The following is a 25,310-nucleotide window of genomic DNA, read 5'->3' as shown; positions in this document are numbered from 1 at the left end:
TCGTCGGTACCGGCCTCTGGAGAGGTACCCCGGGTCGGGACGCGGTGATGCACCCGGCGCTCCTGCATCCGGAGGCACGCGGGTGGCGATCGAACGGATGACCACAGACGATGATCACGAAATCACTGAAGGCAGGCCCCTCGGTCTGCTGTGGTCCACGAAGGAGGCACCCGTGAAAACGGTTGACGCAGGTCGACGCCGACCGGTGAGGCCGCTTACCGTCGGCATGGGGCTTCACAGCCTGCCGCGTCAGCGGGTGGCCGCATGAGCCTTCGCAAAAACTCGCGCGACGTCTCACGCCAGCGGGCGCAACTAGCGCTGGAACGGAAGAATCCATCACGCGTGTCCTTGATCGTGATCACGGTGGTCCTGCTGCTAACGGCCGCGGCGCTGGGCAATTTCGGCGCCAGGGACCTGCTCAGCGCTCTTACCTTTCCCGGTCGCCTCACCGGTGCCGTACTCATCGTGGTCGCAGCCACCGCACTGTTGGGCGTCGGCGCACTGATGGATCACTGGCTGCGGCACACCTGCGACCATTCTGGACTTATCGCACTATTTGCCACTTTCGTGACTTTCCTTGCCAACTCACTTCTGTTCGTCGAGTTGCTGAGGGACGCCGATGCGATCAGATACAAGGTACTGTTCGGCGCCCTCACGGCAGGTTCAGCGTGGGCAGTATTTGCCGTGGGGCGGACATTGAAGGTGATTCCCACTCCGAAGCGAGTGGCGACAGCACTGCTCGCCACCACCGTCATCGCGTTGGCAAATTTCGGCTACCAGAACCTCTATCTGCCGTCCCAGCGCGAGATCAAGCCCATCATCAAGCTGACCATGGACGATCCCGTGCCGAGCAAGGATCACAAGGCTTTCTCCGTTCCGGTCAACATCACCCTTGAGAACCACAGCGATGTGAGTTTCGACGTGCTCGGCACCGAATTGCACGCCATGGCGCAGAAGGTGTCACTGAGCCAGGAGGACCGACTCCGTCGCCAGTGGCGAATCGACGCCGAGAAATGGACCTCATTCGAGCGAACGGATCCGCTGTCACGCAGAGAGGTACATCAGCCGGGCCAGTTGGTGGAGGCCCAACCGTGGATGCGCTACGGAGATCAGATCGGCGCGAACGACGTCCTCACGGCCCGGGTGGTTGTGCAACTACCTATGGACACACCCTACGATCAGGTCGCGTTCTATGCCAGCGCCCACCTCACGCGCAAGGATCGTGTGTCCCTTGATCATCTCGTTCACATGGGTTACAGCTGGAGCGGCAACCAAGTGCCCCAATGGGTGAAGGGAAAAAAGGGTTACGACTCCATCATGTACGAGAGCAGGATTCACGAGAACAACGCGATCGACAGGGAAACGAGAGACCCTCGGTACATTGATGTCTTTTGGCAGTTCGGCACGCACGGCGCAAACATCCTGGAGAGTATCAGCGTCAACCACGGCAAGTTGGAGTCAGGTGAAGAGGGGCAGAACCGGTACGGCATCCGCATCATTGAGGCAGGTCCGGTCGAACGGACCCTCTGGGACATCAAGGGCCGATAATGACCGGCACGGCGGCCCCAGGTTCCGCAAAACGCCCTTCCCCCAGCCTCTCCAGCCACACCACCACCGCGAGCGAGGAGTTCACCCGGTCCCAGGCGTACGAGTCGCCCATCCCCCACTGGGCCTCCCGCACCGCGCGGCACAGCAGGTCGATGTCGAACATCTCCGCGGTGAGGGGGTGCCGCGCGGAGCGGCAGCGGTCGACGAGTTCGTCTCCGTGTGCCCGTAGTCCGCGGACGTAGAGGTCGTTGAAGGGGATCTTGGCCGTTCGGCCGTGTATCCGGGGCGGCAGCAGATCCGCCATGGCCTCGCGCAGCACCGCCTTCGACCGGCCCCCTCGCATGGCGGCCTCGGCGGGGAGACGCCGCATCGTCGCGATCACCTCCGGGTCGAGGAAAGGGTGCGAGAGGAAGAACCCGTTCCGCCGTGCGTGGCGCCAGGACAACGGGTCGGGTGCGGCAAGGTAGTTGGCCGCGTCGTAGAGCGACTGCTCCGGCCTGCGCCCGAAGGCGAAGCGGCTCTCGGCGATGCTGGCCGCCCGGTAGCCGTGAGCCCGCGCGAATCCGGGGCGCAGCCAGGGCGGCCGAGTGAAGTTGCCGAGTCCCCCGAGCACTGTTCCGCGACAAACGAGCCTCGCGAACCGTTCGATCGCCAGCGGAAGCGCCGGGCGCACCACGTGGGTGCCGAAGATCTCACGGATTCCCCGTTCACTGGCTGCGGCATGGGCACGTGCCTGCCCGGTCAGCTCCCGGAGCCTTCCGGAGCGGGCCAGCCGGTGCAGGTGCAGCGGGTTGGAGTCGACGACCGGATCGGCTCCGCAACCGGTGAGCAGGATGTCGCAGCCCTGCTCCGCCGCAACGGCATGCAGCCTGCTCCAGAACGGGGCGCGGAAGGCGTGGGCGTGCGGCTCGTCCGAGTCTCCCGCGTGGTACTCGAAGTCGTCGAAGTCGGCCACGTCGTCGGCATCGACGATCACCGGACGGGCCGCGGGTGCAAGCCGGCGGACCGCGTCGACGGCCTCTTCGAGGTAGGGCCGCTCCCCGGCCAGTTCTCCCCCGCCGAAGCGCCCGGCGAGCAGGATCAGTTCCGCGTCGGGGTCCTCGCCTTCGGCGAGCAGACGCGCCGCGAGCAACGCGACGCTGGTGGAGTCGGTGCCGCCGGAGACGTGGCACGCGGTCGTCCTGCCGAGGCGGCGCGCGACCGACTGCTCCAGGGCTCGGCGCAGATCCTGCCCGGCCGCGCCGGGATCGGGCCGGTCTGCGGGCGGTGCCGCCGGCAGGCCGGCCCGACGGGCCCGCAGCACCGTCCGGCCGCGCAGCCGCCCGGTGACCGAAAGCTCCACCACCTCGCCGCCGAGCACCCGGTACACCCCGGCGAACGGGGTCAGCCGCGTATGCGGCTGGGCCATGTTCCCGGTCAGGTAGCGGCAGAAGTAACGGCGTTCCAGCTCGGCGGCGCGACCCAGGCCGCGCGCCGAGGTGCTCACGGCGCTCACCCGGCCGCCGGACTCCCGGAAGAACAGCGGGATGCGCGCCTGCGCGTCCCGCATCAGCAGCACGCGGTCCCGGTACATGAGAACGGCCGCGAAGTCACCGGTCGGCAGCGGCGGTTCGGCTCCGGGACGGTCGAAGGCGTCGAGGAGGGCACGAGCACCTGCCAGGCGGTCCTGGACCGAGCCGACCCAGCCGACGACCGCCGCGGTGCCGGCCGGTGCGGTGACCGTCGTCACCAGCCCCTGACGCACCATGGCCTCGGCGGTCCAGAGGCTCGCCGCGTCCCCGGACCATTCGAGTCGGAGCGCCTCCATCTCAGTGGTTTCCGCAGCCGATCGAGAGTACCGGCGTGAAGACGTGCCCTCGCGGGTCGGCGGCGGGAACGCACAGCCCGGCCGCCGACGTCCAGGCGTGCAGGGCGAACGGGTGCTCCCGCACGCCGACGTGCAGCGTGGCCTCGAAGCCGCACCGCCGCAGGAGGACGAACGCCGTCACGGCCTCGGCCTTGCAGTCGTCGCCGACGAACCAGCTGCCACGGCTGTGCGATTCGACCACTCGTTTCAGCCTTGCCACGTCCTGTGCGGAAGGGACGTCCGCACGGGCGTAGCCGGGGGCAGCCAACGGCAGCAGCCGGAGGACCCGTCCGAAGCCCAGCGTGCGGATCAGCAGGAACACGCCACGCAGCCACATGCCGATCTGGCCGTCGGTATAGGCCCTTCGGCGCGCCGGCGCGCATCCGGCACGGACGAGACCGGTGACGAGTTCCGCGCGTTCTTCGGCGTTGCCGTCGGCGAACGTCTGCACATCGGCCGTCGGCATGCCGAGAAAACGCGTCCGTCTCCAGTCTGCGATGAGGGCACCGCCGGACAGTCTGGTGACGCGGCAGTGCGGTGAAAGGATGCGCGTCATGGCCGCGAGGGCATCGGTGTCCTGTTCCACCGCGCCTCCTCCCGTGCTCACAGGTGCGGGCGCGTCAGGACTGGTATCCGTGACCGTCGTAGTCGCCGCCGCTGAACCCCCGGATCAGACGGCCGTTCCCGAGCAGGACAAGGCCGTGCGGCATACGGCGCCGCAGGAATCGGATCAACATCGCCTACCTCCAGAGCCAGGTGGCAACGATCATGTCCAGGCTACTCCGCCCCGGGCGCCTCGCAACCGTGGCGCCCGGTGTCCCACGCCGTCCGTCCCACTTGATCGCTGCCCGCCATGTCCCGAGGGTGGAGGGCACGGCGTCTCCGACTTCACCGAGGAGCACCTCACCCGGCTGGAGTAGGAGAAGGCGACCCGGACCGCCGCGAGGAGTTCTGAACGGGCCGCCGGGTACTCGGGGCGCAGGTCCGAGGGAAGGAGCCGTGGTGGGTGACAGCGACGACCGGTTGCGCAGGTACCGTGACAAGCGTGACTTCCTGCGGACCGGGGAGCCGTCGGGGCAGGCGGCGGGGGCCGGTGACCGGCTCCGGTTCGTGGTGCAGATCCATGACGCGCGACGGATGCACTTCGACTTCCGGCTGCAGGTCGGCGGCGTCCTGAAGTCCTGGTCGGTCCCGAAGGGCCCGTCCGCCGACCCCGGGGACAAGCGGCTGGCGGTGCCCACGGAGGACCATCCGCTGGAGTACGAGGACTTCGAGGGCGTGATCCCGAAGGGCGAGTACGGCGGTGGCACCGTGATCGTCTGGGACCACGGCTGGTACGAGCCGGTCAGTCACGACCGCAGGGGGCACCCGGTCGGCTTCGCGGAGTCGCTCGAGCGCGGGCACGCCACCTTCCGCCTGCACGGCTCCAAGCTGCACGGCGAGTACGCCCTGACCCGGTTCCGGGGCCGCGACGGCGAGGACGCCTGGCTGCTGGTGAAGAAGGGGGCCGGCCGCTCGGACGGCCACGGTACGCCCGACCCCCGGCGGGCCCGTTCGGTGCGCTCCGGCCGCACCCTCGCCCAGGTCGCGGCGGACGCCGGCGAGGGGTGACGGGCGGCAGCCGGCCGGATGGACTCCAACGTCCCCTCCGCGTACGCGGATTGAGCCGTTCCCCCTCCGCCCGGCCGCGCGGGGGCCTATGTTCACGAAGATACTCGATCTTCGGTTCAGGAGGCCCCCACACATGCGTACCGCGCTCCGTACCGCCATGGCCGGGGCGGTGGCCGCCGGCACTCTGCTGACCTGCGGCACCGCCCATGCCACCCCCGCGGGACCCGGCGTGACCGGCAGGGTGATCAGCCAGACCACCGTCGGCGACACGGACTACGTTCTGCGGGAGATCACCGTCCCGCCCGGCCAGACCACCGGCTGGCACTACCACGACGGCCCGGTCTACGGGTACGTCCGGCAGGGCACGTTGAGCCACTTCCACTCGGACTGCAAGGAGGACGGCGTCTACCGGCGGGGCGGCACCGTCTACGAGTCGGGCGGGCCGGGCGACGTGCACCTGGGCGCCAACCTCGGTCACACCGACCTGGTCCTCGACGTGCTGTACGTTCTGCCGCACGGCTCGCCGTACTCGGAGTCGGTACCGAACCCGGGCTGCGACTTCGAATAGCGGCGCCGAGCCGGTCACTCGCCGGCGACCGGCAACGGGCCTTCGGGCAGCGGCTGTTCGGCCCAGATCGTCTTGCCGCTGCCCGCCTGCCGGCTGCCCCAGCGCTGGGTGAGCTGGGCGACCAGGAGCAGGCCGCGGCCGCCCTCGTCGAAGGCGTGCGCCCGGCGCAGGTGCGGTGAGGTGGAACTGCCGTCGGAGACCTCGCAGATGAGGGCGCGGTCGCGGATCAGGCGCAGCTGGATGGGCGGTTCGCCGTAGCGGATGGCGTTGGTGACGAGTTCGCTGACGACGAGTTCGGTGACGAACGCCTCCTCGTCCAGGCCCCAGTCGGCGAGCCGTTCGACGGCCGCCTGCCGGAAGTGCGCCACCGCGGCCGGGTCGGGCGGCACGTCCCAGGTGGCGACCCGGTCGGCGCCGAGAGCCCGGGTGCGGGCCAGCAGCAGGGCCACGTCGTCGGCCGGCTGTTCCGGCATGACGGCCTTGAGGACGTAGTCGGCGAGGTCCTCCAGGGAGTCGGCGGACGCGCTCAGGGCGCGGCACATCTCCTCGGTGGCGCGGTCCACGTCCCGGTCGCGGTCCTCGACCAGACCGTCCGTGTAGAGGGCGACGACGGCTCCCTCGGGCAGTTCGAGCTCCGTCGCCTCGAAGGGCAGACCGCCGACGCCGAGCGGCGGCCCTGCGGTCATCGCGATCAGCTCGGCCGCGCCGCCCGGCAGCACGACCGCGGGCGCCAGGTGCCCGGCGGCGGCGAGGCTGAGCCGCCGCGAGACGGGGTCGTAGACGGCGTACAGGCAGGTGGCGCCCAGCTCGGCGACCTCCTCGCCGGAGCCGTCGGCGGCCAGGTGGGTGACCAGGTCGTCCAGGTGGGTGAGGAGTTCGTCGGGGGGCAGGTCAACGTCCGCGAGGGTGCGTACCGCGGTGCGCAGGCGGCCCATGGTGGCTGAGGAGCGGATGCCGTGGCCGACGACGTCGCCGACGACCAGGCCGACCCGGCTGCCGGACAGCGGGATCACGTCGAACCAGTCGCCGCCGATGCCGGCCTGCGAGCCGCAGGGCAGGTAGCGGTGGGCGACCTCGACGGCGGCCTGGGGCAGGCCGCGGGGCAGCAGGCTGTGCTGCAGGGCGAGGGCGGTGGAGCGCTCGCGGGCGAAGCGCCGGGCGTTGTCGATGCAGACGGCGGCGCGGCTGGCGAGTTCCTCGGCGAAGACGGTGTCGTCGCTGACGTAGGCGTCGGCATGGCGGATGCGTACGCCCACGACGGCACCGAGCAGGACGCCCCGGGCCTGCAGGGGTACGGCGATCATGGAGTGGACGCCCTCGCGGTAGGGCCGGCCCGCGGGCGTGCGGGTGTTGCGCTCGTCGACCCAGCGGTGGAACTCGGGCTCGCCGGACTGGGCGACCACGGCCCGCCGCTCCCGCAGCGCCCGCGCCGGCGGTGACGCGGCCGGGTGCACCTCGGCGTCGCCCAGCCGGACGGCGGCCTCGGGGGTGCCCTCGGTCGCGGAGCCGTGGGCGACCCGGCGCAGCGCGATGTCGCCGTCCGGCACGGGCGGCGCTTCCTCGGCGCCGAGGACCCAGTCGAGCAGGTCGACGCTGGCGAAGTCGGCGTACCGCGGCACCAGGAGTTCGACGAGTTCCTCGGCGGTGCGCACCACGTCCAGGGTGGTGCCGATGGAGGTGGCCGCCTCGTTGAGGAGGGCGAGCCGGAGCCGGGCCAGGTACTGCTCGGTGCTGTCGAAGGCGGCGAGGGCGACGGCGGTGAGTTCGCCTGCGGGGTCGCGCAGCGGCCACATCTCGATGCTCCAGGCGTGCTCCCGGTTCAGGGTGGGGGAGCCGGTGAAGCTCTCGTAGCGGACGGGCCGGCCGGTCTCGGCGACCTGGCGCAGATGACGAAGGAAGCCCTCGCGGTGCGGGGCCTCCTCGACGGTGTCCGGGAAGGAACGGCCCAGCAGGGCCTCCTCGGGGACGCCCAGGGCATGGCAGGCGACGTCGTTGGCGCGGAGGTAGCGCCGGCGGAGGTCGAAGACCGACATGGACATGGAGGCCTGCTGGAAGGCCTGGCCGGCGAGGGTGGGGTCGGCCTGAAAGGGCGGCGCGGCGGTGAGCACGTAGCCGGTGGTCGCGCCGTCGGGGCCGAGGACGGGGCAGGCGGTCAGAACGATGTCCATGCGGCGGCCGTCGGCGCGCCGCAGGGCCACGGTCCCGCAGCGGGCGGCCAGCACCTCGGCAGGGACCTGCTCGGCGAGGAGGTCGGTGGCGGGTCGCCCCACGACCTCCTCCGCCCGGTGCCCGGTGAGCATCCGCGCACCCTCGCTCCACCCCGTCACCCGGCCCAGGGCATCGATGATCGCCGCGGCGGCGACACGCTCCATACGCCCCAGGATGAGACCTATGTCCCGGCGGATCAAGCGCGGACCAGCTGCGTCGGCTCAGCCCTGGTGGTGGGCGCGCAGGGCGGCCAGCGCCCGGTCGGCGTGGGTGTTCATGCGCAGCTCGCTGCGGACGACCTCCAGGACGGTGCGATCCTGGGCGATCACGAAGGTGGCCCGTTTGGTCGGGGCGAGTGAGAAGCCCCGCTTCACGCCGAACAGCTCCCGGACGGTGCCGTCCGTGTCGGAGAGCAGCGGCATGCCGAGCGTGTGCTTCCCGGAGAACTCCTGCTGGCGTTCCACGCTGTCCCCGCTGATCCCGACGGGCCGGGCGCCGGCGGCCGCGAACTCGGCGGCGAGGTCCCGGAAGTGGCAGGCCTCGGCGGTGCAGCCGGCCGACAGGGCGGCCGGGTAGAAGAAGAGCACGACCGGCCCGTCGGCCAGCAGTTCCGTGAGGGTCCGCGGGGTACCGGTCTCGTCCGGCAGCGCGAAGTCCTCGATCCTGCTTCCCACCTCGACAGGTGCCGCCATCTATCGGCCCTCCTCGTTGCGTGCGACCCCGCGCGCCCAGAGCACCAGGGGGATCTGGAGCGGCAACCGGGCGAGCGCCGCGGTCCTGAGCGGCTCGGGCCGCTTCTGCCAGTCGACGGCCATCTGCACGTTGGCCGGGAACACACCTATGAAGAAGGCGGCGGCCGCCCGGGCCGCCGCCTTGCGGGTACGCGGCAGGGCGATTCCCGCCGCCAGCGCCAGCTCCACGGCACCACTGCCGTACGTCCAGGCCCGCGGGGATCCCGGCAGCGCCTTCGGGATCGTCGCGTCGAACTGCTTCGGCACCGCGAAGTGGGCGACACCGGCGGTGGCGAGCAGTCCCGCGAGCAGCAGGGGTGAACGTTCGGACCGGGCCACGAAGCCTCCTCTGACGACCTGCCGCCGGATATTACCGGGCGGTACCGGCCCGCACCGCGCCGGGTCGGCCGTCCCGCGTCCGCGCCGGCGCCTCACGCGGTCCGGGAGGCCGGGGGCGCCGTCCCGGTGGTCTCCTGAACGGCCTCGTCCTCGGCCGCGTAGGAGAGGAAGTCGTCGACCATGCGGTGGAAGAGGACGGCCAGTTGCCGCAGTTCCTCGGGCTCCCAGCCGTTCAGGGCCAGCTGCATGCCCCGTGCCCCGGCGTCCCGGACCCGGTCGACGGCGGCCCGGCCGGCGTCGGTGAGCTCGATCCGCTGGGCGCGGCGGTCGTCGGGGTCGGGGACGCGGGTGACGTAGCCCGACCGCTGGAGCTGCTGCACCGTGCGCGTCACGTGGGACGCCTCCACCCCGAGCCGCTGTGCCAGCTCCCCCGGGCGCAGCGGCTCGGAGTCGGCGACCTGGCGCAGCAGGGCCACCGCGGCGCGGTCCAGCGGCACCCCGGCCAGGGCCATCAGCCGCTCGTGCTGACGGGCCCGGGTGCTGAGGTAGGTGATGCGTGTCAGGGCGCGCTCGATCTCCACGACCTCCGGGGTGGCGGCGGGGACGTCCGGCAGCGGTTCTGTGGGCATACCGGCCAGTTTACCATATCGTTGCGTAACTCAAGTAAATTACAGCGCGGGTTGGCCGCGGTACTGCCCCGTGCGGACGCAGGAACTGTCAGATCCCGTGCTCGCGCAACGGCCCGACAGTGAGTCCGCGCCGGTCGCAGCTGTCCAGGAGGCGTGGCAGCGCACCGAGGGCGGAGCGCCAGGCGCCCGGCGCCGAGGTGCAGTCGGAGTCGTGCAGCAGGACCGTGCCACCGCCGTCCAGGTCCCGGACGACCGTGCGGTGGACGGAGTCCGGGGTGGCGCGGGCGGTCCAGTCCTCGCCCCAGCAGGTCCAGAGCACCGGGGTGAGACCGAGCCGGCGGGCGGTCAGGTGGGCCGCGGTGGACATCACTCCGTACGGCGGCCGGAACAGCCGCGGGAGCTGCCCGGTGAGCTCGCCGACGGTGTCCCTGGCCCGGGCGAGGTCGTCGTGGGTGGCGCGGGGGCCGCGGAGCAGGAGCGGCCGGTGCTGCCAGCCGTGGACCGCCACCTCGTGCCCGGCCGCGGCGATCTCACGGACCAGGCCGGGTGAGCGGCGGGCCTGGCAGCCGAGCAGGAAGAAGGTGGCCCGGACCCGCCGCTCGTCCAGGGCACGCAGGAAGAACGGGGTCGACAGCGGGTCCGGGCCGTCGTCGAAGGTGAGGGCGACGTGGTCGGCCCGGCCCCGGCCGGCGAGGCGGGGCATGGCGCGGTTGCGCAGCGGCCCGAAGGTGGAGACCACGGGAGCCGCGTGCAGGGCGAGTGCCGGAAGGGTGGCGAGGGCGGCCGCGCGGAGCAGGCGTACGGGGGCGGTCACGAGTGGTGGTCCTCCTGGTGCGGGCCGCCGGGGTGGCCGTCGCCGTCGAGGTCCAGGGTGTGGCCGATGGCGTGGATGACGCCCGGGGCGCTGCCGGTCGTGGCGACCGCGGTGCCGACCGCGCCGGCCCAGAGGGCACAGGCGACGGCCCCGCTGACGGCGAGGCGCCGGACGGCCTGGCGTGCCCTGCGCCGGGCGGACGCGCCGCCGGGGGCGTGGCCGGCCGGGTCCGCCGGGGGCGAGAGCAGCCGGCCGAGGGCGGGCGGCACCTGCGGCGGCCCGGCCGTGCGCCAGGCGCGGGCTATCTCGTCCGCGGGGCCCGCCCCGGCGGCTGCGAAGAGGGCGCGGCCCGCCTCGCGTTGCAGCAGGCCGCGCGGGCCGTCGATCAGGTCGGCCAGGACGTCCTTGAGTTCGGCCGGGTCGCGGATCCAGGCGGCGACCCCGGCCTCGTCGAGCGCCGCGGCGTTGGTGAGCCCGTGGCCCGGTATGCAGCGGTAGCTCGCGACGGGCAGACCGGCGGCGAAGGCCTCCAGCGAGGTCAGGCCGCCCGCGTTCTGCACCAGCACGTCGGCCGCGTGCATCAGGCCCGGCATGTCGTCGACCCAGCCGTAGGCGTGCTCGATGCCGTCGGCGCGCAACTGCCGGGCGAGTTCCTCGTTGCGGCCGCAGACGACGACCGGTACGGCCGCGCCGCAGTCGCGCAGCTCCAGGGCCACCTGCCGGACCGGGCCGACCCCCCAGGAGCCGGCGACCAGCAGCGCCAGCGGGGCGTCCGCGGGGAGCCCGAAACGGGCCCGTGCCGCCCGGCGCCGCCCGGGGTCGGCGGGACGGAAGCGCGGGTCCGCGACCGGGCCGCCGACCCGGACGTCCCGGGCACCCAGGGCGCGGGCCTGCGCGGCCGGTACGGCGTGCAGGGCCAGGTGGACGTCGACGCCCTCGGCCACCCACAGCGGGTGCACCGAGAAGTCGGTGAGGTAGGTGAACACCGGTACGTCGAGTCGGCCGGTCAGCCGCAGTCTGCCCAGGACGCGGCTGGCGCCGGGGTAGGTGGAGACGACGGCGCCGGTGTCGGCCGGGAGGGCGGCGCGCAGGCGGTGCTCGGCGGTGCGCAGCAGGGCGCGGGCCAGCGGGCCGCCGCCTCCGGCGCGTTCGGTGCTGGTGTAGACGCGCTGGTAGACCCAGGGCGCCCGGACGAGCATCCGGTGGTAGCCGTCGCGGACGGCCCGGCCGAGCCGGGCGGGCAGCAGGTCGAGCAGGTCGCACCGGTCGACCGCGACACCGGCCGCCGTGAGCCGGCGTTCCAGTTCCCGCGCGGCGCCGTCGTGGCCCGCGCCGATGCTCGCGGAGACGATCACGACGCGCTCGGCCGGCGTCACGGGCCGGGGGGCGGCGGGCCGGGGACGCAGGGCGGCGGCCGCGAGGGCGCGCAGATGCACCGTACTTCCGAGGTGGGGCATGGGTGGGTTCCTTCGCAGAGCACTCCGCAGGTGGAGTGGAGCGGCGAAACTCTACAACATGTAGTAGATAATCTGACACAGGTTGCGGCAGACGGCGTTCGCGCGGCCGGCCCTGCCGGAACCCGGTTCTACATGCCGTAGTAGCAGTCCGGGTAGGCTGTGTGCTCGAACGCAGGTTGAAGGACGGTGAACGGTGCGCGACGGGAAGATCGACGAGACCGGCGAGGCATCCGGCCGGCGGGCCCGCGGCGAGCTGGAGAGCGGGGTGCTGGCCGCCCTGTGGGCCGCGTCCGAGCCGCTGACCGCCCGCCGGGTCCAGGAACGGCTGCCCGGGGACCTCGCCTACACGACGGTGCTGACGATCCTGTCCCGGCTGCACGACAAGGGCATGCTGGTACGGCAGCGGGCCGGCCGGGGCTACGCGTACGCGCCGGTCCGCGACGAGGCGTCCGACACCGCCCAGCGGATGCACACCCTGCTGGAGCGCGGCTCCGACCGGGAGGCCGTGCTCAGCCGGTTCGTCTCCGAACTCTCGGCGGAGGACGAGCAGTTGCTGCAGCGCCTGCTCGGGGAACACGACGGCGGTCCCGCGGGCGAAGGACCGTGAGCCGATGACCGTCAGCGTCTACGTCCCCTTCCTGGTCACCGTGGTCCTCGCGGTGCTCGCGCCCCGGCTCGCCACGCGGTTCGCGCCGCGCCCGGCGGCCTGGGCACTGGCCGGCGGCGCACTGGTGGCGGCGCTCGGCTGGCTGGGCTCGCTGGTGCTGCTGACGTTCACCGGGCTCGCGCAGATCCCCGAGGTCGCGGAAGAGGGCCGCTGGTCGGTGACGGCGCTACGGGCGGACGATCCCGTCTACCTCACCGTGTCCGCGGTCGCGACGGTCACCCTGCTCGCCTCCCTCACCGGCCTCGCGGTGTCCGCCGTGCGGCAGGTCCGGCATCTGCTCTGGGCCCGCCGGGAGTGCGCACGGCTGCCCGGGGACCTGGAGCTGGCCGTGCTCGACGACGCCTCGCCGCACGCCTTCGCGCTCCCCGGGGCGCCGGGCCGGATCGTGGTCTCGCACGGGATGCTGCGCTGCCTGGGCGGCACCGAGCGGGAGGCCCTGCTGGCACACGAACGCGCCCATCTCCGCGGCCGCCACCACCTCTTCCAGACCGCTTGGCGGCTCACCGCCGCCGCCTGCCCCCTGCTGCGGCCGCTCGCCGGGACCGGCGGGTTCGTGCTGGAGCGCTGGGCCGACGAGGAGGCCGCGGAACACGTCGGGGACCGGACGGTCGTCGCCCGCGCGGTGGGCCGGGCGGCCCTGGCCTCGGCCAAGGCCCCCGCCGGTGCCTCGCTCGCGGCGACCGGGGGCGCCGTGCCGCAGCGGGTGCGGGCGCTGCTCGCGCCGCCGCCGCCGCGCCGCGCGCTGCCGCTCGTCGCGGGTGCCGCGCTGCTCGCGCTGTCCTGCGCAAGCCTGGCCGAGGCCACGTCCGACAGCGAGCGGATGATCGAGGGCGCCCAGTTCGCCGCGTGCGTGACCGCGCTCAAGGGCACCGCGATGCCGGCGCAGCCGCCCGCACACGGCCCCTGCGGCCACCCGCACCACGACCACGACGAACCGGGCCCGGACCTCCGCTGACCGCGGCGGGGCTCGCCACCGGCACGCTTGCGGGCGTTCAGGGGCGCGGCACGGTCACGCCCAGCCGGTCCGCATGCCCGGTGAGTTCACCCCAGACCTTCGCGGTCACGGGAATGCCCTTCGCCTCCCGCTCCTCGGCCACGGCCGCGCTGCGCTCACCGGGGTAGAACACGCCGTCGGCGCCCTCCGCGACCGGCAGGCCCTTCAGCGTGCTCAGGGTGTCGTCGACGTTCGCGGTGAAAGCCTCCGGGTCGCCGAAGGCCGCCGGGTCCACTGCTATGAGCAGGGCGTTCTGGCGGTGCCTGCGGTCGCCGGCGTGGAAGGCCGCGAAGATCGGTGCGCCGACGACGACGCTGGTCAGGAGTTCGAAGGCCAGGGACATGCCGGAGCCCTTCGCGCCGCCCAGCGGCAGGGGCATGACCGCCAGTTCCGGGTCGGTCGTCGGGATGCCGTCCGCCGTGGCGGCCGCGCCCTCCGGCAAGGGTGTGCCGCTCGCCTTCGCCTGCCGGATCTTCCCGAGGGCGATGGTGGCGGTGGCCATGTCCAGCACCAGCGGGGCGTGCTCGCAAGCCGGTACCGCGACGGCGAGGGGGCTGGTGGCGACGGCCACGCCCCTGACGCCGGTATAGCCCATGTTGGGCATGCCGGCCACGAACCCGATCCCGACCAGGCCCTGTTCGGCGATCCGGGACACGTAGTAGCCGATGGCGCCGGTGTGGACGGTACGGCGGACGCCGACCGAGGCGATGCCGGTCTCCCGGGCCCGTCGTACCGCCTCGTCGGCGGCGGCGGTCAGGGCGACCGGGCCGGGGGCGCGGTCGGCGTCGAGGACGGCGGCGGCCGGGGCCGTCGACTCGGTCGTCATCTCCGGGTGCGCGTTGGCGACGCCCTTGGCGAGCAGGTCCAGGTAGGCGGGGACGCGGGCGGTGCCGTGCGAGTCGACGCCGCGCCGCGCGGCCCAGACGAAGACGTCGGCGGTGGTCCGGGCGTGCTCGGCGCTCAGGCCGCCCTTCTCCAGGAGGGCGGCGGAGAAGGCGCGCAGGTCGTCGGCGGGCACCAGGATCCTGGCGGGGGTGTTGGACATGGTTGCGGTGTGTCTCCTGGCTAGCGGGTGACTAGGACGTCCACGACGGCGGTGGTGCCCTCGGCCACGGCCTTCAGGGCGCGTTCCAGTGCCGGCGCGAGCACCTCCGACGTGTCGACGGTCTCGGTGTGCATGCCGAACGGCTCGGCGAAGGCGGCCAGCCGGGGCAGCCGGTGCAGGTCCGTACCGAGCCACTCGCCGGTCTCGGCTGCCGCGCCGTCGGGGTAGAAGCGGCGGTGGTTGAGATTCATCGACTTGTAGACACGGTTGTTGAACACCACGATCAGCAACGGCAGTCCGTACGCGTCCGAGGCGTCGTACGAGGGGATCACCGGGTTGTAGGTGAAGGCGCCGTCGCCGATGGTGAGGACCACGGGGCGCTCCCGCGCGGCGAGTTTGACGCCGAGGGCGACCGCGATGCCCTGACCTAGTCCGCCCTGGACGTAGAAGTAGGAGTCCGGGTCCGCGGTCTGGGCGTGCCGCCTGACGACGCGGCTGTGGGTGATGGTCTCGTCGACGACGATCGCGTCCTGCCCGTGCAGCAGCCGGCGCAGGGTGGCGGCGACCAGCACCGGGTCGACGCCCCTGGCCTCGGCCGCCGTGGCTTCCGCCGCCGCGATCGCGGACTGCTCTGCGGCATGCCGTTCCTCCTGCGCCGCCCGGCGCACCGCTACGGCCCGCTCGTCGAGGTCCTTGGCCCGCTTGGTCAGCTGGCGTAGCGTGTTCGCGACGTTGCCCTCCAAGTAGGCGTCGGCGAACAGCACTTGGTAGACGACATGCGGGCGTTGCGGGACCTCGTCGATGACGACGATCTTCGCCTTGGCGGGGCGGCGGGAGGGCGGGTAGAAGGGCGCCCGGCAGTTGACGAGGAGGATCAGGTCCGCCTCGTCCATCCAGGGGCCGATGTCACTGCCCGCGTGCAGCGGGTGGGTGCGCGGGAAGTTGCCGCACACCGCCGAGTCCGGCTCGACCACCGGGATGTGCCAGGCCTCGGCGAAGGCGACCAGGGCCTCGAAGCCGCCCGCCTCGCGCCCCACGGTCTCGGTGACGATCACAGGGTTGGCCGCCTCGCGGATCAGCTGTGCGACCGGGTCGACCTCCTCCGGCGAGCTGTGCGTCGAACCCGGCGGCACGACGGGCTTGGCCTCGCGGCCGTCCCACTCCTCCAGGAGGATCTCCAGGGGGATGTTCAGGTAGGCCGGTCCGGCCGGGGCCCGCCAGGCAAGTTCCGCCGCCCGGGTGATCATGGTCGGAAGCGTGTGCACACTGGCGGCCCCGGTCGACCACTTGGTGAACGGCTGGGCGATGCCGTGCGGGCCGCCGACGATCGACAGGTTGCGGTACCACTGGCCGCCCGGGTCGTGCCCGGGGGCGTCGCCGTACGTCGTCGACTCCGAGGAGGCGACCACCATCGGCACGCCGGCCAGCAGTGCGCCGTGCACGGCCATCGAGCCCTGGAGCAGGCCCGGCGCCGCGTGCAGCAGAACGCCCTGCGGGCGGCGCGCGATCAGCCCGTACCCGGTCGCCATGCCGACGGCGACCGTCTCGTGGGTCAGGTCGAGGTAGCGCGGGGCGGGCTCGCCGTCGCGGTGGCGGCGGGCCAGCGCCTCCCACACCGGGGCCCATTCGGAGCCCGAGGAGCAGAAGACGTGGTCGGCGCCCGCCGCGTCGAAGGCGGAGACGACGGCGTCGCCGCCGTCGATCCGTGGGTCGTTGGTCATCGCCGGTGTTTCCTCAGCCCTCGATCGGCCAGTTCAGGACCTCGGAGATACCGCGGCCCATGATCCATTCAAGCTCCTCGGCCGTGAAGTCCCAGTGCTTGGTGAACTGCTCGATCGTGTCGGTGTAGGTGATGCCGTGGCCGAGCAGCCGGGTGATGTCGGTGCCGTAGAAGCAGCGCTGCGGGCCCATCCTGTCGACCATCTCGCGCACGTACTTCTGGATGTTGCCGTTCGGGAAGGGCTGGGTGGAGTAGCCCGGCAGCGCCGACACCTTGACGTAGACGTTCGGGTGGACGTGCAGGTCGGCGGTCTCCGAGACCCAGTAGCCGATCGCGTCGTCGACGCAGCGGGCCATGATGCCCATGTGGTCGATGATGATCTTCAACTCGGGGTGCTTCGCGGCGATCTCGCCCAGCTCGCGCTTCCAGACCGGCGCGTGGACCATGGTCGGGATGCGCAGCTCCTCGGCGATCGGCCAGTACCAGTCGTTGGTGCCGTCGATCATCCAGTTGCGGTCCTGCGGCCGGTGGAAGGTGAGCCGGACGCCCTTGACGTGCGGGTTCCGGGCGAAGTCCTTGAGCATCGCCTTGCCCTCTGCGGGCTTGTCCTGCGGGACGCGGGCCATGATGCCGAACCGGTCCGGGTGGGCCTCGCAGGCCTCCAGGGCGTAGTCGATGCGGTCGCCCTCCCAGGACGGCGGCAGGATCAGCGCACGGTTCACGCCGGCCTCGTCCATCAGCTCCAGGGCCTCCTCGTAGGAGAAGGGGTCCTCGCGGTGGCCGTTCAGCCGGATCCGCTCCCGGGCGCCGGGCACCCAGGGGCGGTCCGGGGTCTCTTCCTTCCAGATGTGGATCTGCGTGTCGACGACGAACATGTCCGGACTCTTTCTCTCGGAGCGGGGTGGTGGGGGTGGTGTGGCAGGAACGCTAGGCGGCCGGTGCGCTCTTGCGGAGATCCCGGAGCGCAAGCTGTTGTTGCGCGGAAGTGCGCAGTTCGCCGGGCATGCGGCCGCCGTGTCAGGCGTCGTCGAAGACGGCGGTGGTGATGTGTTCGGCGATCGCCATGGAGGCCGTGGCGGCCGGCGAGGGGGCGTTGCGGACGGCGGTGACCCGGCCGAGCCGGTGGATGCGGAAGTCGTCGACGAGTGTGCCGTCGCGGTCCAGCGCCTGGGCGCGCACGCCCGCGCCGCCGCGTACCACGTCGTGGACGCCGACGCCGGGGACGTACAGCTTGGCGTCCTTCATGAAGGCGGCCGTGGAGAAGGAGCCGCGGTACTCCCTGATGCCGGTACGCCAGTGCCGGCCGGCCATCCGCCAGGCGCCGGGATAGCCGGCGAGAGCCAGCAGGTCGCGTGGCGAGACCCTGCTGCGCCGGTACCCCTCCTTGGCGAGGGCGAGGACGGCGTTGGGTCCGACCTCGACCGAGCCGTCGACGCGCGGGGTGAAGTGCACGCCGAGGAAGGGGTAGCGGGGGTCGGGCACCGGGTAGACGAGGCCGCGTACGAGATGGGCCCGGTCCGGCCTGAGCAGCAGGTACTCGCCGCGGAACGGGATGATCCGGGGCTCCTGCCCGTCCTGGGCGAGCCTGGCGACGGAGTCGGACTGGAGGCCGGCGCAGAGGACGAGCCGGCCGACGCGGACCCGGTCCAGGCCGGAGGCGACCTCGATGCCGCCGGGCACGGTGCTGATCGAGGTGACCGGGAAGCAGAGGCGCACCTCGCCGCCGGAGTCGACGACGTCCTTCGCGAACGCGCGGGCGATCGCCGGGTAGTCGGTGATCGCGGTGCGCGGGGAGTGCAGGGCCGCGATACCGCCGACGTGCGGCTCCAACTCCCTGATCTCCTCGCGCGAGATCTTCCGCAGCTCCGGTACGTGGTTGTTCTTCGCCCGCTCGTACAGGTTCTGCATCCGGCCGAGCTCGTCCTCGCGGACCGCCACGACCAGCTTGCCGATCTCGTCGTACGGCAACCGCCGGTCCTGGCAGTACTCGCGCAGCAGGGACACGCCCCGCACGCACAGGTCGGCCTTGAGGCTGCCGGGCGTGTAGTAGATGCCGGCGTGCACCACGCCGGAGTTGTGGCCGGTCTGGTGCCGGGAGACCTCCCGCTCCTTCTCGAACACCACGACCCGGGTGCCGGGGCGGCGCAGCGCGATCTCCCGGGCCGTGGCCAGGCCCACGATCCCGGCGCCGACGACGCCGACCGTCTCGTCAGCCATCGGCCCGCCCCGGGGCACCGAAGTGGACGGCCACCGTCTTGACGCGCGTGGAGAACCTCAGGACTTCCTCGCCCTGCTCCTTGTAGCCGGTGCCGGAGTCGTGGAAGCCGCCGAACGGCAGGTGGACGTCCCAGCCGGTGGTCGTGGTGTTGACCGCGACCTGCCCGCACTCGGCCTCGTCCGCGAAGCGGTACGCCGAGCCGAGGTCACGGGTGAACACGGCTGCGGCGAGCCCGAATTCGGAGTCGTTCACGGCTTCCACGGCCGCGGCGAAGTCGTCGACCGCGCGGAGGGCGAGGACGGGTCCGAAGACCTCCTCCCACCAGATGGCCATCTCCGGGGTGATGCCCGCGAGGACGGTGGGTTCCACGTAGCAGCCGTGGGGCCGTCCGCTGTCCGCCCGGCCGCCGGTGAGCACGGTCGCGCCCTGCTCGACCGCCCTGCCCAGGCCGGCGAGGACGCTGTCGCGCTGCTTCGGGCTGGACAGCGGGCACAGGGTGGTGGCCGGGTCGGTGCCGGGGCCGACGGTGAGCGCCCCCACCTCCGCCACCAGCAGGCCGGCGAACTCGTCGTACACCGGCTGCTCGACGATCACCCGGCTGGTGGCCGTGCAGCGCTGCCCGGCCTGGCCGAAGGCGGCGGCCACGACGGCCTTCGCCGCGGCCGGCAGATCGGCGTCGCGCAGCACCACCGACGCGTTCTTGCCGCCGAGTTCGCCCTGGAAGCGGACGTTGCGGTCGGCGAGGCGGCGCCGGATGCGGTTGCCGACGGCGTTGGAGCCGGTGAAGGTGATGCCGGCGATCCGGGGGTCGTCGAGCAGCGCCTCCTCGATCTCGGCGGTCCGGCCGGTGACGACGTTCAGGACGCCGGCGGGCAGGCCCGCGTCGTGCAGGGCGGCCGCGAAGTGCAGCCCCGCCAGTGGTGTCTCGGTGGCCGGCTTGAACACTGCGGCGTTGCCGGTGGCGAGCAGCGGGGCGAGCTTGCGGGCCGGGGTGATCAACGGGTCGTTCCAGGGGCTGATCACCAGGATCACGCCGATCGGCTCGCGCTGGGTGTGCGTACGGTGGGCCGGGCGTACGTCGTGCAGAAGGGTGCCGTAGCCCTGGCGGGCGAGTCCGGCGTAGTACTCCAGGAAGTCGGCGGCCTTCAGGGTCTCGCCGGTCGCCTCGGCCAGAGTCTTGCCGTTCTCGGCGGTGACGTCGGCGGCGATGTCCCCGGCCCGCGCCCTGATCAGGCGGGCCGCCTCGGTGAGGACCCGGGCCCGTTCGAAGGGGCTGGTGCGCTTCCAGACGGCGAACCCGCGCTCGGCGTGGTCGTAGGCCCGGGCGACGTCCTTGGCGGACAGGGCCGGGACCCGGGCGAGGGGGGTGCGGACGTCGGCGGGGTCGTGGACGTCGATCCATTCGCCGGACCTCACCCACTCCCCGCCAGAGAGGGTTTCCAGAGTGCGCATGGAGATCACTTCCTTCGTCGTCCGCGGTGCCGGCCGTGCGGGCCGTCTGCGACAACACACCATGTGGGAGGGGGTCGACCAGCCCCGCGGGAGCAGGCATTGATTGCGCTGTGCGGCGGCCGTCGGGCGCGTGATCCATGCTGGAATCGGGCCGACCGGACACGTTCTGAGGAGAAGACCGATGACATACGCAGTCGTCGCCCGCTATCGCTGCGCACCCGCCGACGAGGCCGCGGTGCGCGCCGCGCTGCTGAAGGCGCGGGAGGCCACACGGACGGAGCCCGCGAACCTGATGTACGAGGTGCATGTGGTGGAGGGCGAGCCGGGTGGGTTTCTGCTGTACGAGCGGTATGACGACCGGGAGGGGTTCGAGGCGCACAAGGCGGCCGAGCACTTCAAGGAGGTCGTGGTGGGGGTGGTGTGGCCGTTGCTGACCGAGCGAACGGTGACTTTTGCCGAGGTGATTTAGCGTCTGCCGGGCTGGTGTTGTGCAATGGGCGCGGGTGGTCGGTGGTGGCTCGCGCAGTTCCCCGCGCCCCTAAACGCCCCTTCAGGGGCGCGGGGAACTGCGCGACCAGCCACGACGGCGGAGCACTCAGAACTCGTTGCCCCAGCAGTAACGGGCGATGGTCTCGACCAGCACCAGCTTGCGGCGTTGGTCCTCCGCCGTCAGCAGGGGCCGCGAAGCCACGTCCGCGAAGCCACGTGACGGGGATACCGCGCCGTCCTCCAGGTCCTTGAACTCGCCCACCGCGTCGATACGGAACATCACGGTGTCGATGTCCGCCAGCTCCGGCACCGTCGCGTCGACCACGCCCAGGCAGAAGTCGCGGTCGTCCGGGAGTGCCCTGACCAGGTCGAGTTCGGCCTGCGTGCCCTGGTCGAACGGGAGGATCCAGCGGTCGGCGCCGATGCCGGCGTACAGCTGCTCGGCGCGCGCCCGGTCCACCTCGGCCGGGGCCGCCCAGCCGGGGGCGACCCCGATGCGGACGCCCTCCGGGCGGTCGTCCAGTCGGGCCGCCAGGGCGTCGACCGCCAGCGCGTCCGTGAAGGACAGGGCGCCGGGGTCGGCCGGGTCGGTGCTCAGCTGGGCCAGCAGGAGCGGGTTGTCGAGCTGGACGAGGCGCACGCCGTTCGCGACCAGGAGTTCGATCTCGGCGCGGACGATCTCCGCGAGGGCCTCGCCCAGTTCCCGGGCCGAGGAGACGCCGAGGCCGGGCCGGAAGGTGGTGGCCGCCAGGTACGCCGGAGAGGGCAGCGATGCCTTCGGGGCGATCACCGTCAGCTCGGCGAGCCGGGCGGCCCGGTCGGCGAGCAGGGGGCCGTTGGCCTTGGGCAGGGATTCGGCGACCCAGCGGACCAGGCCGTCCGGGTCGGTCTCGTCGGTACGGCGGAAGCCCGACACGCCGTCGAGGACCGCGCTGCGGAAGTCCTCGCGCGGGAAGTCGCCGTCGGTGACGACGGTGGAGCGCAGCTTGCGCTGGTAGGCGACCGCCTCACGGACCGCCGCGTCCACGGCCTCCGGGTCGGCGGTCGACAGGCCTGCGGGGCGGACCAGGCTGCCGTGGTGGTCGATGCGGTAGTTGAACGTGTCCGCCATGGTGTCAGTCCCTTCCGCCGGAGCCGGTGACGCCCCAGGCGGCGAACTCCAGCTCGTAGCCGAGCGCCTTCAGGACCTCCTCGGCGATCCGCTGGTCCTCGTCCGCGGTGCCGCCGGCGATGCCGAGCCCGCCGATGACCTCGCCGTCCTTCTTGATGGTGACGCTGCCCTCGGCCGCCATGATCGGCAGTGCGGCGCCGGGGAGTTGGGAGAGCTGGGCGAAGAACACGGGCTGGCTCTCCTGCCATGCCCTCAGCATGGGTCCCGGGCGCTGCATGACGGCCGCGGTGTAGGCCTTGGCGCGGGCGATGTCGGGGGTGAGCGGGCGGGCGCCGTCGGGGCGGCGGATGGCGATCGGGAAACCGCCGGCGTCCACGACGGCGACGCTCACCGCCTTGCCGATCTCCCGGGCGCGCTGGTGGGCGGCGCCGATGATCTCCTCGGCGGCGGCCAGGGTGAGGCTGGTCATGCTGCTTCCTTCGGTGCGGTGAGGGTGCGGCGGAGCCGGGCGACGGCGGCGTTGTACCGCTCGGGCGTCTCCCAGTACATGGAGTGCGGGGCGTCCGGGACGATCTCCAGGTGGGAGCCGGGCAGGAGTTCGTGGGCGCGGGTGACCGTCTTGACGCTGAGGACGGCGTCCTTCTCCCCGGCGAGGAAGGCGACGCGCACGCCGGAGGCGCGGATCTCCTCCAGGGTCGGGCCGTCGGTGTCGAGGTTGCGCAGGTCCTGCATCCTGGCCTCGTTGAACGTGCCCATCTGCTGGAAGAGGAAGGTCAGGTCGGCCCGTTCCTGCTGGAACGATGTGGTCAGCAGCCGGTCGATGACGGGGAGCTTGACGGCCTCCGCGCGGTCCGCGGCGGCCAGCTCCCGCAGCTCGGGGTGGCTGATGCCGCCGAGGGAGTGGCCGAGGACGACCGAGGAGACCCGCTCGGGGCGGAGCAGCCCGGCACGGAGGGCGGCGACGGAGCCGATGGACTGGCCGACCAGCATGGCGTCGGTGACGTCCTCCTGGTCGAGGACGGCGACCACGTCACCGGGGAAGTCCTGGCCGTCGAACTCCGCCATCGACGAGTCGGACCTGCCGAAGCCGCGCAGGTCCACGGTGAGGACCGTGAACTCCCCGCGCAGTGCGGCCACCTGCTGCCACCAGGCGGCGTGGTGGCCGCCGCTGCCGTGCACGAAGAGGATCGCCGGGCCGCTGCCGTGGCGCTCGTAGTAGATGGAGGTGCCGTCGGAGTCGGCGATGGGCATGGGGTGAACTCCCGTAATGATGTGCCTAGTCGGGGCGGCGGCTGTGGTGGACGAGCTCGATCATGGTGTGGTCGGGGTCGTGGATGTAGCAGAACTTGGACTGGTTCTCGGGGCGTTCGATCGGCCGGGTGTGCCGGATGCCCAGCTCCTCGAGGTGGGCGAGGAACTCGTCCCAGTCGTCCACCTCGACGGCGAAGTGGTAGGGCGCCATGCGCTCCATCTCCTCGACGGGAGTGAAGTGCAGGTCGAAGTTGCCCCGGGTCATCAGCACCACGCGGGTGTTGGACTTGGGCATGATGCGCTTCATCCCGAAGACCCTGGTGTACCAGGCCGCGGTGCGGTCGGGGTCGGTGGTGGGGAAGTTGACGTGGTGGATGTAGCGGGGTGCCGCGGTCATGAGTGGTTCCCTTCCAGGTGTACGGGGTTGGACAGCACACCGATGCCGCTGATCTCGACCTCGACGGTGTCGCCGGGTTCGAGCCGGCAGGTGGACTCGGCGCCCATCCACAGCGCGTCACCGGGGTGCAGGGTGATGTGCCGGGTGATCTCGACGATGAAGTCGAAGGGGTCGAAGACCATGTCCCCGGTCGGGAACGCTGCGCGCACCTCGCCGTTGACCCGGAGCGTGGTGGTCTGGGCGAGGGCGTCGACGTCGGTCTCGATCCACGGGCCCATCGGTTTGAAGGTGTCGCTGTTCTTGCTGCGCCAGAGGGTGCGGTCCTGGTGCTGCCAGGTGCGGGCGCTGACGTCGTTGCCGATGGTCCAGCCGAAGACCGACTTGCGGGCGTCGTCGTACGTCGCGTGCCGGGCCGTGCGGCCGATGACAGCGACGAGTTCGGGTTCGGCCTCGAAGCGGCCGGTCACCTCGGCCGGCTTGACGATCGGCGAACGGTGGCCGATGAGGGCGTTGTTGGCCCGGTAGCCGACCTCGGGGCGCTCGGGTGTGGCGGCTTTGGCGTGGGCGATGTGCCGGGGGTAGTTGTAGCCGACGGCGTAGAACACGCCCGGTACGACGGGCGGCAGCCAGGTGGCGTCGGCGACCGGGATCGTACCGAGGACGTCGGGCTCGCCCTCCAGCGGCGACCCGGCGAGCAGTTCGACGCGGGACTCCCCCACCCGGCCCCAGACCGCCCGTCCCTCCACCGAGACTCGCGCGTACCTCATGGCGTCAGCAGGTGGGAGACGCGCTTGGTGATCAGGTAGGCGTCCAGCGCCTCCGGCCCGCCCTCCCGGCCGTACCCGCTGTCCTTGACCCCGCCCGAGGGTGCCTCGTGGACCGAGCCGCCGCAGTGGTTGATCGAGAGGATGCCGGCCTGCAGTCCGTCCGAGAGCTTCTCGGCGGTGGCGGCCGACCTGGTGAAGCCGTAGGCGGCCAGGCCGTACGGCAGGGAGTTGGCGGTGGTCAGCGCGTCGTCGAGGTCACTGAAGGGCACGATCGGGGCGAGGGGCCCGAACGGCTCCTCGGAGAGCAGGTCCGCGTCCGCCGGTACGTCGGTGAGGACGGTCGGGGCGAAGAAGTAGCCGGGGCGGTCGAGCCGTTCGCCGCCGGTGCGGACGGTGGCTCCCTTGGTCACCGCGTCCGCCGTCAGCCGCTCGATCGACCGCAGCCGTCGCTCGTTGGCGAGGGGGCCCATCGTGGTGCCCGGGGTGAGTCCGTCGCCGACGACCACCGACTCGGCGGCCTTCACGAACTCGGCGGTGAAGTCCTCGGCCAAGGAGTCGTGGACGAGGAAGCGGCAGGGCGAGGTGCACACCTGGCCGGCGTTGAAGAACTTGGCCTGGGCTGCGCGCCGGGCGGCCTGCCCGGGGTCGGCGTCGGCGCAGACGATGACCGGGGCGTGGCCGCCGAGCTCCATCAGGGTGGGCTTCATGACCTTGCCGGCCTCGGCGGCGAGCAGCTTGCCGACGGGCACCGAGCCGGTGAAGGCGATCATGCGGGTGACCGGGGAGGCGACGAGGTGGGCGGAGACCTCGGCGGGTTCGCCGAAGACGAGGTTCAGCACTCCGGCGGGCAGGCCGGCGTCCGCGTAGCACTCGACCAGCGCGGCGGCCGTCGCCGGGGTCTCCTCGGAGGCCTTGATGATCAGCGAGCAGCCCGCCGCGAGGGCCGAGGAGATCTTGCGGTTGGGGCCGCCGACCGGGAAGTTCCAGGGCACGAACGCGGCGACGGGGCCGATGGGTTCGCGGCGGACGGTGAGGATCGTGCCGGGCGCGGACGGGACGATACGGCCGTACGCGCGGCGGGCGTCCTCGGTGTGCCAGCGCAGGGTGTCGGCCGTGCGCCGCGCCTCGCCCGTCGACTCGGCGAGGGTCTTGCCCTGCTCCAGGGTCATCACGCGGCCGATCTCGGCGGCGCGTTCGGCGATCAGGTCGGCGGCCCGGTCGAGGATCGCGGAGCGCCTGGCGACCGAGGTCGCGCGCCACACCTCGAATCCGCGCTCGGCGGATTCGAGTGCGCGGTCGAGGTCGGCCGGGGTGGCGAGGGGGACCTCGCCGATCGTCTCCCCGGTGGCCGGGGCGACGACGGGGGCGGTCCGTCCGGAGCCGCCCCGGCACCACTCGCCCGCTATGTACATGCGGACGGCGGGATAGCCGTGGTCGGTGGTCATGAA

General features: G+C 72.3%; 25 protein-coding genes. 6 read left to right on the top strand and 19 right to left on the bottom strand.

Annotated features, from left to right (window positions below):
* Positions 1 to 264: 264 nt before the first annotated feature.
* On the top strand, positions 265 to 1,548 hold the full coding sequence (locus ACFY0K_RS36275; RefSeq protein WP_390643417.1) for a hypothetical protein: 1,284 nt from the start codon (positions 265 to 267) through the stop codon (positions 1,546 to 1,548).
* On the opposite strand, the gene ACFY0K_RS36270 is transcribed toward ACFY0K_RS36275, so the two are convergent.
* Together ACFY0K_RS36270 and ACFY0K_RS36265 are read right to left on the bottom strand one after the other, a co-directional pair.
* On the bottom strand, positions 1,535 to 3,355 hold the full coding sequence (locus ACFY0K_RS36270) for an asparagine synthase-related protein (protein WP_390643416.1): 1,821 nt from the start codon (positions 3,353 to 3,355) through the stop codon (positions 1,535 to 1,537). The genes ACFY0K_RS36275 and ACFY0K_RS36270 overlap by 14 nt on opposite strands.
* A gap of 1 nt (position 3,356) precedes the next feature.
* Positions 3,357 to 3,980 carry a lasso peptide biosynthesis B2 protein gene (locus ACFY0K_RS36265; protein ID WP_390643415.1) on the bottom strand — a complete coding sequence of 208 codons (624 nt, stop codon included), beginning with the start codon at positions 3,978 to 3,980 and terminating at the stop codon, positions 3,357 to 3,359.
* A 416-nt stretch (positions 3,981 to 4,396) separates the two neighbouring features.
* Here ACFY0K_RS36265 and ACFY0K_RS36260 point away from each other — a divergent pair, with 416 nt between their 5' ends.
* Positions 4,397 to 5,005, top strand: a complete 609-nt coding sequence (locus ACFY0K_RS36260; protein WP_390643414.1) for a DNA polymerase ligase N-terminal domain-containing protein — start codon at positions 4,397 to 4,399, stop codon at positions 5,003 to 5,005.
* A 133-nt stretch (positions 5,006 to 5,138) separates the two neighbouring features.
* Positions 5,139 to 5,573: a cupin domain-containing protein gene (locus tag ACFY0K_RS36255; RefSeq protein WP_390643413.1), complete on the top strand. Its 435-nt coding sequence runs from the start codon at positions 5,139 to 5,141 to the stop codon at positions 5,571 to 5,573.
* 14 nt (positions 5,574 to 5,587) lie between these two features.
* Here ACFY0K_RS36255 and ACFY0K_RS36250 read toward each other — a convergent pair whose 3' ends face one another.
* The 6 genes from ACFY0K_RS36250 to ACFY0K_RS36225 all read right to left on the bottom strand — a co-directional run bounded on the left by ACFY0K_RS36250 (position 5,588) and on the right by ACFY0K_RS36225 (position 11,751).
* Complete coding sequence (locus ACFY0K_RS36250; protein ID WP_390643412.1) at positions 5,588 to 7,945, bottom strand: SpoIIE family protein phosphatase; 2,358 nt, start codon at positions 7,943 to 7,945, stop codon at positions 5,588 to 5,590.
* A gap of 57 nt (positions 7,946 to 8,002) precedes the next feature.
* Positions 8,003 to 8,473 (bottom strand): peroxiredoxin, encoded by a 471-nt coding sequence (locus tag ACFY0K_RS36245; protein ID WP_390643411.1) that lies wholly within the window; start codon positions 8,471 to 8,473, stop codon positions 8,003 to 8,005.
* The gene (locus ACFY0K_RS36240; protein WP_351961452.1) at positions 8,474 to 8,851 is read right to left on the bottom strand and encodes a DoxX family protein; all 378 of its coding nucleotides are present in this window, start codon (positions 8,849 to 8,851) and stop codon (positions 8,474 to 8,476) included. It lies immediately after the preceding gene.
* 92 nt (positions 8,852 to 8,943) lie between these two features.
* Positions 8,944 to 9,480, bottom strand: a complete 537-nt coding sequence (locus tag ACFY0K_RS36235; RefSeq protein WP_390643410.1) for a MarR family winged helix-turn-helix transcriptional regulator — start codon at positions 9,478 to 9,480, stop codon at positions 8,944 to 8,946.
* 88 nt (positions 9,481 to 9,568) lie between these two features.
* Positions 9,569 to 10,294: a polysaccharide deacetylase family protein gene (locus tag ACFY0K_RS36230; RefSeq protein ID WP_390643409.1), complete on the bottom strand. Its 726-nt coding sequence runs from the start codon at positions 10,292 to 10,294 to the stop codon at positions 9,569 to 9,571.
* Positions 10,291 to 11,751, bottom strand: a complete 1,461-nt coding sequence (locus ACFY0K_RS36225) for a glycosyltransferase (protein WP_390643408.1) — start codon at positions 11,749 to 11,751, stop codon at positions 10,291 to 10,293. Before ACFY0K_RS36225 ends, ACFY0K_RS36230 begins: the two co-directional genes overlap by 4 nt.
* A 193-nt stretch (positions 11,752 to 11,944) precedes the next feature.
* Between ACFY0K_RS36225 and ACFY0K_RS36220 the strand changes: the two genes are divergently transcribed.
* Both ACFY0K_RS36220 and ACFY0K_RS36215 read left to right on the top strand, forming a co-directional pair.
* Entirely contained in the window at positions 11,945 to 12,358 is a 414-nt protein-coding gene (locus ACFY0K_RS36220; RefSeq protein WP_390643407.1) for a BlaI/MecI/CopY family transcriptional regulator, read from the top strand.
* Between the two features lie 4 nt (positions 12,359 to 12,362).
* A complete protein-coding gene (locus ACFY0K_RS36215) occupies positions 12,363 to 13,373 on the top strand; it encodes a M56 family metallopeptidase (protein ID WP_390643406.1) in 1,011 nt (336 codons plus the stop codon).
* A 37-nt stretch (positions 13,374 to 13,410) separates the two neighbouring features.
* On the opposite strand, the gene ACFY0K_RS36210 is transcribed toward ACFY0K_RS36215, so the two are convergent.
* The 5 genes from ACFY0K_RS36210 to ACFY0K_RS36190 form a co-directional block, all read right to left on the bottom strand.
* The gene (locus ACFY0K_RS36210; protein WP_390643405.1) at positions 13,411 to 14,457 is read right to left on the bottom strand and encodes an Ldh family oxidoreductase; all 1,047 of its coding nucleotides are present in this window, start codon (positions 14,455 to 14,457) and stop codon (positions 13,411 to 13,413) included.
* Positions 14,458 to 14,477: 20 nt separating this feature from the next.
* Complete coding sequence (locus ACFY0K_RS36205; RefSeq protein WP_390643404.1) at positions 14,478 to 16,178, bottom strand: thiamine pyrophosphate-dependent enzyme; 1,701 nt, start codon at positions 16,176 to 16,178, stop codon at positions 14,478 to 14,480.
* 13 nt (positions 16,179 to 16,191) lie between these two features.
* Positions 16,192 to 17,052, bottom strand: coding sequence for an amidohydrolase family protein (locus ACFY0K_RS36200; protein WP_390643403.1), 861 nt, complete (start codon positions 17,050 to 17,052; stop codon positions 16,192 to 16,194).
* A 142-nt stretch (positions 17,053 to 17,194) separates the two neighbouring features.
* Positions 17,195 to 18,394 carry an L-2-hydroxyglutarate oxidase gene (gene lhgO / locus ACFY0K_RS36195; RefSeq protein WP_390643402.1) on the bottom strand — a complete coding sequence of 400 codons (1,200 nt, stop codon included), beginning with the start codon at positions 18,392 to 18,394 and terminating at the stop codon, positions 17,195 to 17,197.
* A complete protein-coding gene (locus tag ACFY0K_RS36190) occupies positions 18,387 to 19,847 on the bottom strand; it encodes an aldehyde dehydrogenase family protein (protein ID WP_390643401.1) in 1,461 nt (486 codons plus the stop codon). Before ACFY0K_RS36190 ends, lhgO begins: the two co-directional genes overlap by 8 nt.
* Before the next feature lie 181 nt (positions 19,848 to 20,028).
* Between ACFY0K_RS36190 and ACFY0K_RS36185 the strand changes: the two genes are divergently transcribed.
* Complete coding sequence (locus tag ACFY0K_RS36185) at positions 20,029 to 20,316, top strand: putative quinol monooxygenase (protein WP_390643400.1); 288 nt, start codon at positions 20,029 to 20,031, stop codon at positions 20,314 to 20,316.
* A gap of 126 nt (positions 20,317 to 20,442) precedes the next feature.
* On the opposite strand, the gene ACFY0K_RS36180 is transcribed toward ACFY0K_RS36185, so the two are convergent.
* Genes ACFY0K_RS36180 through ACFY0K_RS36155 form a run of 6 tightly spaced genes read right to left on the bottom strand, consistent with a single transcriptional unit; the run spans position 20,443 to position 25,307 of the window.
* Entirely contained in the window at positions 20,443 to 21,447 is a 1,005-nt protein-coding gene (locus ACFY0K_RS36180; RefSeq protein ID WP_390643399.1) for a methionine synthase II (cobalamin-independent)-like protein, read from the bottom strand.
* A 4-nt stretch (positions 21,448 to 21,451) separates the two neighbouring features.
* Entirely contained in the window at positions 21,452 to 21,916 is a 465-nt protein-coding gene (locus ACFY0K_RS36175; protein WP_390643398.1) for a heme-binding protein, read from the bottom strand.
* On the bottom strand, positions 21,913 to 22,698 hold the full coding sequence (locus ACFY0K_RS36170) for an alpha/beta fold hydrolase (RefSeq protein WP_388603896.1): 786 nt from the start codon (positions 22,696 to 22,698) through the stop codon (positions 21,913 to 21,915). Before ACFY0K_RS36170 ends, ACFY0K_RS36175 begins: the two co-directional genes overlap by 4 nt.
* A gap of 25 nt (positions 22,699 to 22,723) precedes the next feature.
* The gene (locus ACFY0K_RS36165; protein ID WP_390643397.1) at positions 22,724 to 23,095 is read right to left on the bottom strand and encodes a VOC family protein; all 372 of its coding nucleotides are present in this window, start codon (positions 23,093 to 23,095) and stop codon (positions 22,724 to 22,726) included.
* On the bottom strand, positions 23,092 to 23,862 hold the full coding sequence (locus ACFY0K_RS36160; protein ID WP_390643396.1) for a fumarylacetoacetate hydrolase family protein: 771 nt from the start codon (positions 23,860 to 23,862) through the stop codon (positions 23,092 to 23,094). Before ACFY0K_RS36160 ends, ACFY0K_RS36165 begins: the two co-directional genes overlap by 4 nt.
* A complete protein-coding gene (locus ACFY0K_RS36155; protein ID WP_390643395.1) occupies positions 23,859 to 25,307 on the bottom strand; it encodes an NAD-dependent succinate-semialdehyde dehydrogenase in 1,449 nt (482 codons plus the stop codon). The genes ACFY0K_RS36160 and ACFY0K_RS36155 overlap by 4 nt, the downstream gene beginning before the upstream one ends.
* Positions 25,308 to 25,310 lie beyond the last annotated feature (3 nt).

Origin of the sequence: Streptomyces sp. NPDC001507, assembly GCF_042894765.1 — a bacterium.
GTDB lineage: Bacteria > Actinomycetota > Actinomycetes > Streptomycetales > Streptomycetaceae > Streptomyces.
The sequence above is the reverse complement of the archived record's forward strand: the minus strand, read 5'-3'. Positions and strand labels throughout refer to the sequence as shown.

Bases quoted from the DNA above. Each gene is read 5' to 3' on its own strand.
- ACFY0K_RS36185 (WP_390643400.1), top strand. From the start codon at position 20,029: ATGACATACGCAGTCGTCGCCCGCTATCGCTGCGCACCCGCCGACGAG.
- ACFY0K_RS36215 (WP_390643406.1), top strand. From the start codon at position 12,363: ATGACCGTCAGCGTCTACGTCCCCTTCCTGGTCACCGTGGTCCTCGCG.
- lhgO (WP_390643402.1), bottom strand. From the start codon at position 18,394: ATGGCTGACGAGACGGTCGGCGTCGTCGGCGCCGGGATCGTGGGCCTG.
- ACFY0K_RS36190 (WP_390643401.1), bottom strand. From the start codon at position 19,847: ATGCGCACTCTGGAAACCCTCTCTGGCGGGGAGTGGGTGAGGTCCGGC.
- ACFY0K_RS36200 (WP_390643403.1), bottom strand. From the start codon at position 17,052: ATGTTCGTCGTCGACACGCAGATCCACATCTGGAAGGAAGAGACCCCG.
- ACFY0K_RS36170 (WP_388603896.1), bottom strand. From the start codon at position 22,698: ATGCCCATCGCCGACTCCGACGGCACCTCCATCTACTACGAGCGCCAC.
- ACFY0K_RS36270 (WP_390643416.1), bottom strand. From the start codon at position 3,355: ATGGAGGCGCTCCGACTCGAATGGTCCGGGGACGCGGCGAGCCTCTGG.
- ACFY0K_RS36205 (WP_390643404.1), bottom strand. From the start codon at position 16,178: ATGACCAACGACCCACGGATCGACGGCGGCGACGCCGTCGTCTCCGCC.
- ACFY0K_RS36255 (WP_390643413.1), top strand. From the start codon at position 5,139: ATGCGTACCGCGCTCCGTACCGCCATGGCCGGGGCGGTGGCCGCCGGC.
- ACFY0K_RS36155 (WP_390643395.1), bottom strand. From the start codon at position 25,307: ATGACCACCGACCACGGCTATCCCGCCGTCCGCATGTACATAGCGGGC.
- ACFY0K_RS36245 (WP_390643411.1), bottom strand. From the start codon at position 8,473: ATGGCGGCACCTGTCGAGGTGGGAAGCAGGATCGAGGACTTCGCGCTG.
- ACFY0K_RS36225 (WP_390643408.1), bottom strand. From the start codon at position 11,751: ATGCCCCACCTCGGAAGTACGGTGCATCTGCGCGCCCTCGCGGCCGCC.
- ACFY0K_RS36165 (WP_390643397.1), bottom strand. From the start codon at position 23,095: ATGACCGCGGCACCCCGCTACATCCACCACGTCAACTTCCCCACCACC.
- ACFY0K_RS36210 (WP_390643405.1), bottom strand. From the start codon at position 14,457: ATGTCCAACACCCCCGCCAGGATCCTGGTGCCCGCCGACGACCTGCGC.
- ACFY0K_RS36250 (WP_390643412.1), bottom strand. From the start codon at position 7,945: ATGGAGCGTGTCGCCGCCGCGGCGATCATCGATGCCCTGGGCCGGGTG.
- ACFY0K_RS36275 (WP_390643417.1), top strand. From the start codon at position 265: ATGAGCCTTCGCAAAAACTCGCGCGACGTCTCACGCCAGCGGGCGCAA.
- ACFY0K_RS36180 (WP_390643399.1), bottom strand. From the start codon at position 21,447: ATGGCGGACACGTTCAACTACCGCATCGACCACCACGGCAGCCTGGTC.
- ACFY0K_RS36235 (WP_390643410.1), bottom strand. From the start codon at position 9,480: ATGCCCACAGAACCGCTGCCGGACGTCCCCGCCGCCACCCCGGAGGTC.
- ACFY0K_RS36175 (WP_390643398.1), bottom strand. From the start codon at position 21,916: ATGACCAGCCTCACCCTGGCCGCCGCCGAGGAGATCATCGGCGCCGCC.
- ACFY0K_RS36160 (WP_390643396.1), bottom strand. From the start codon at position 23,862: ATGAGGTACGCGCGAGTCTCGGTGGAGGGACGGGCGGTCTGGGGCCGG.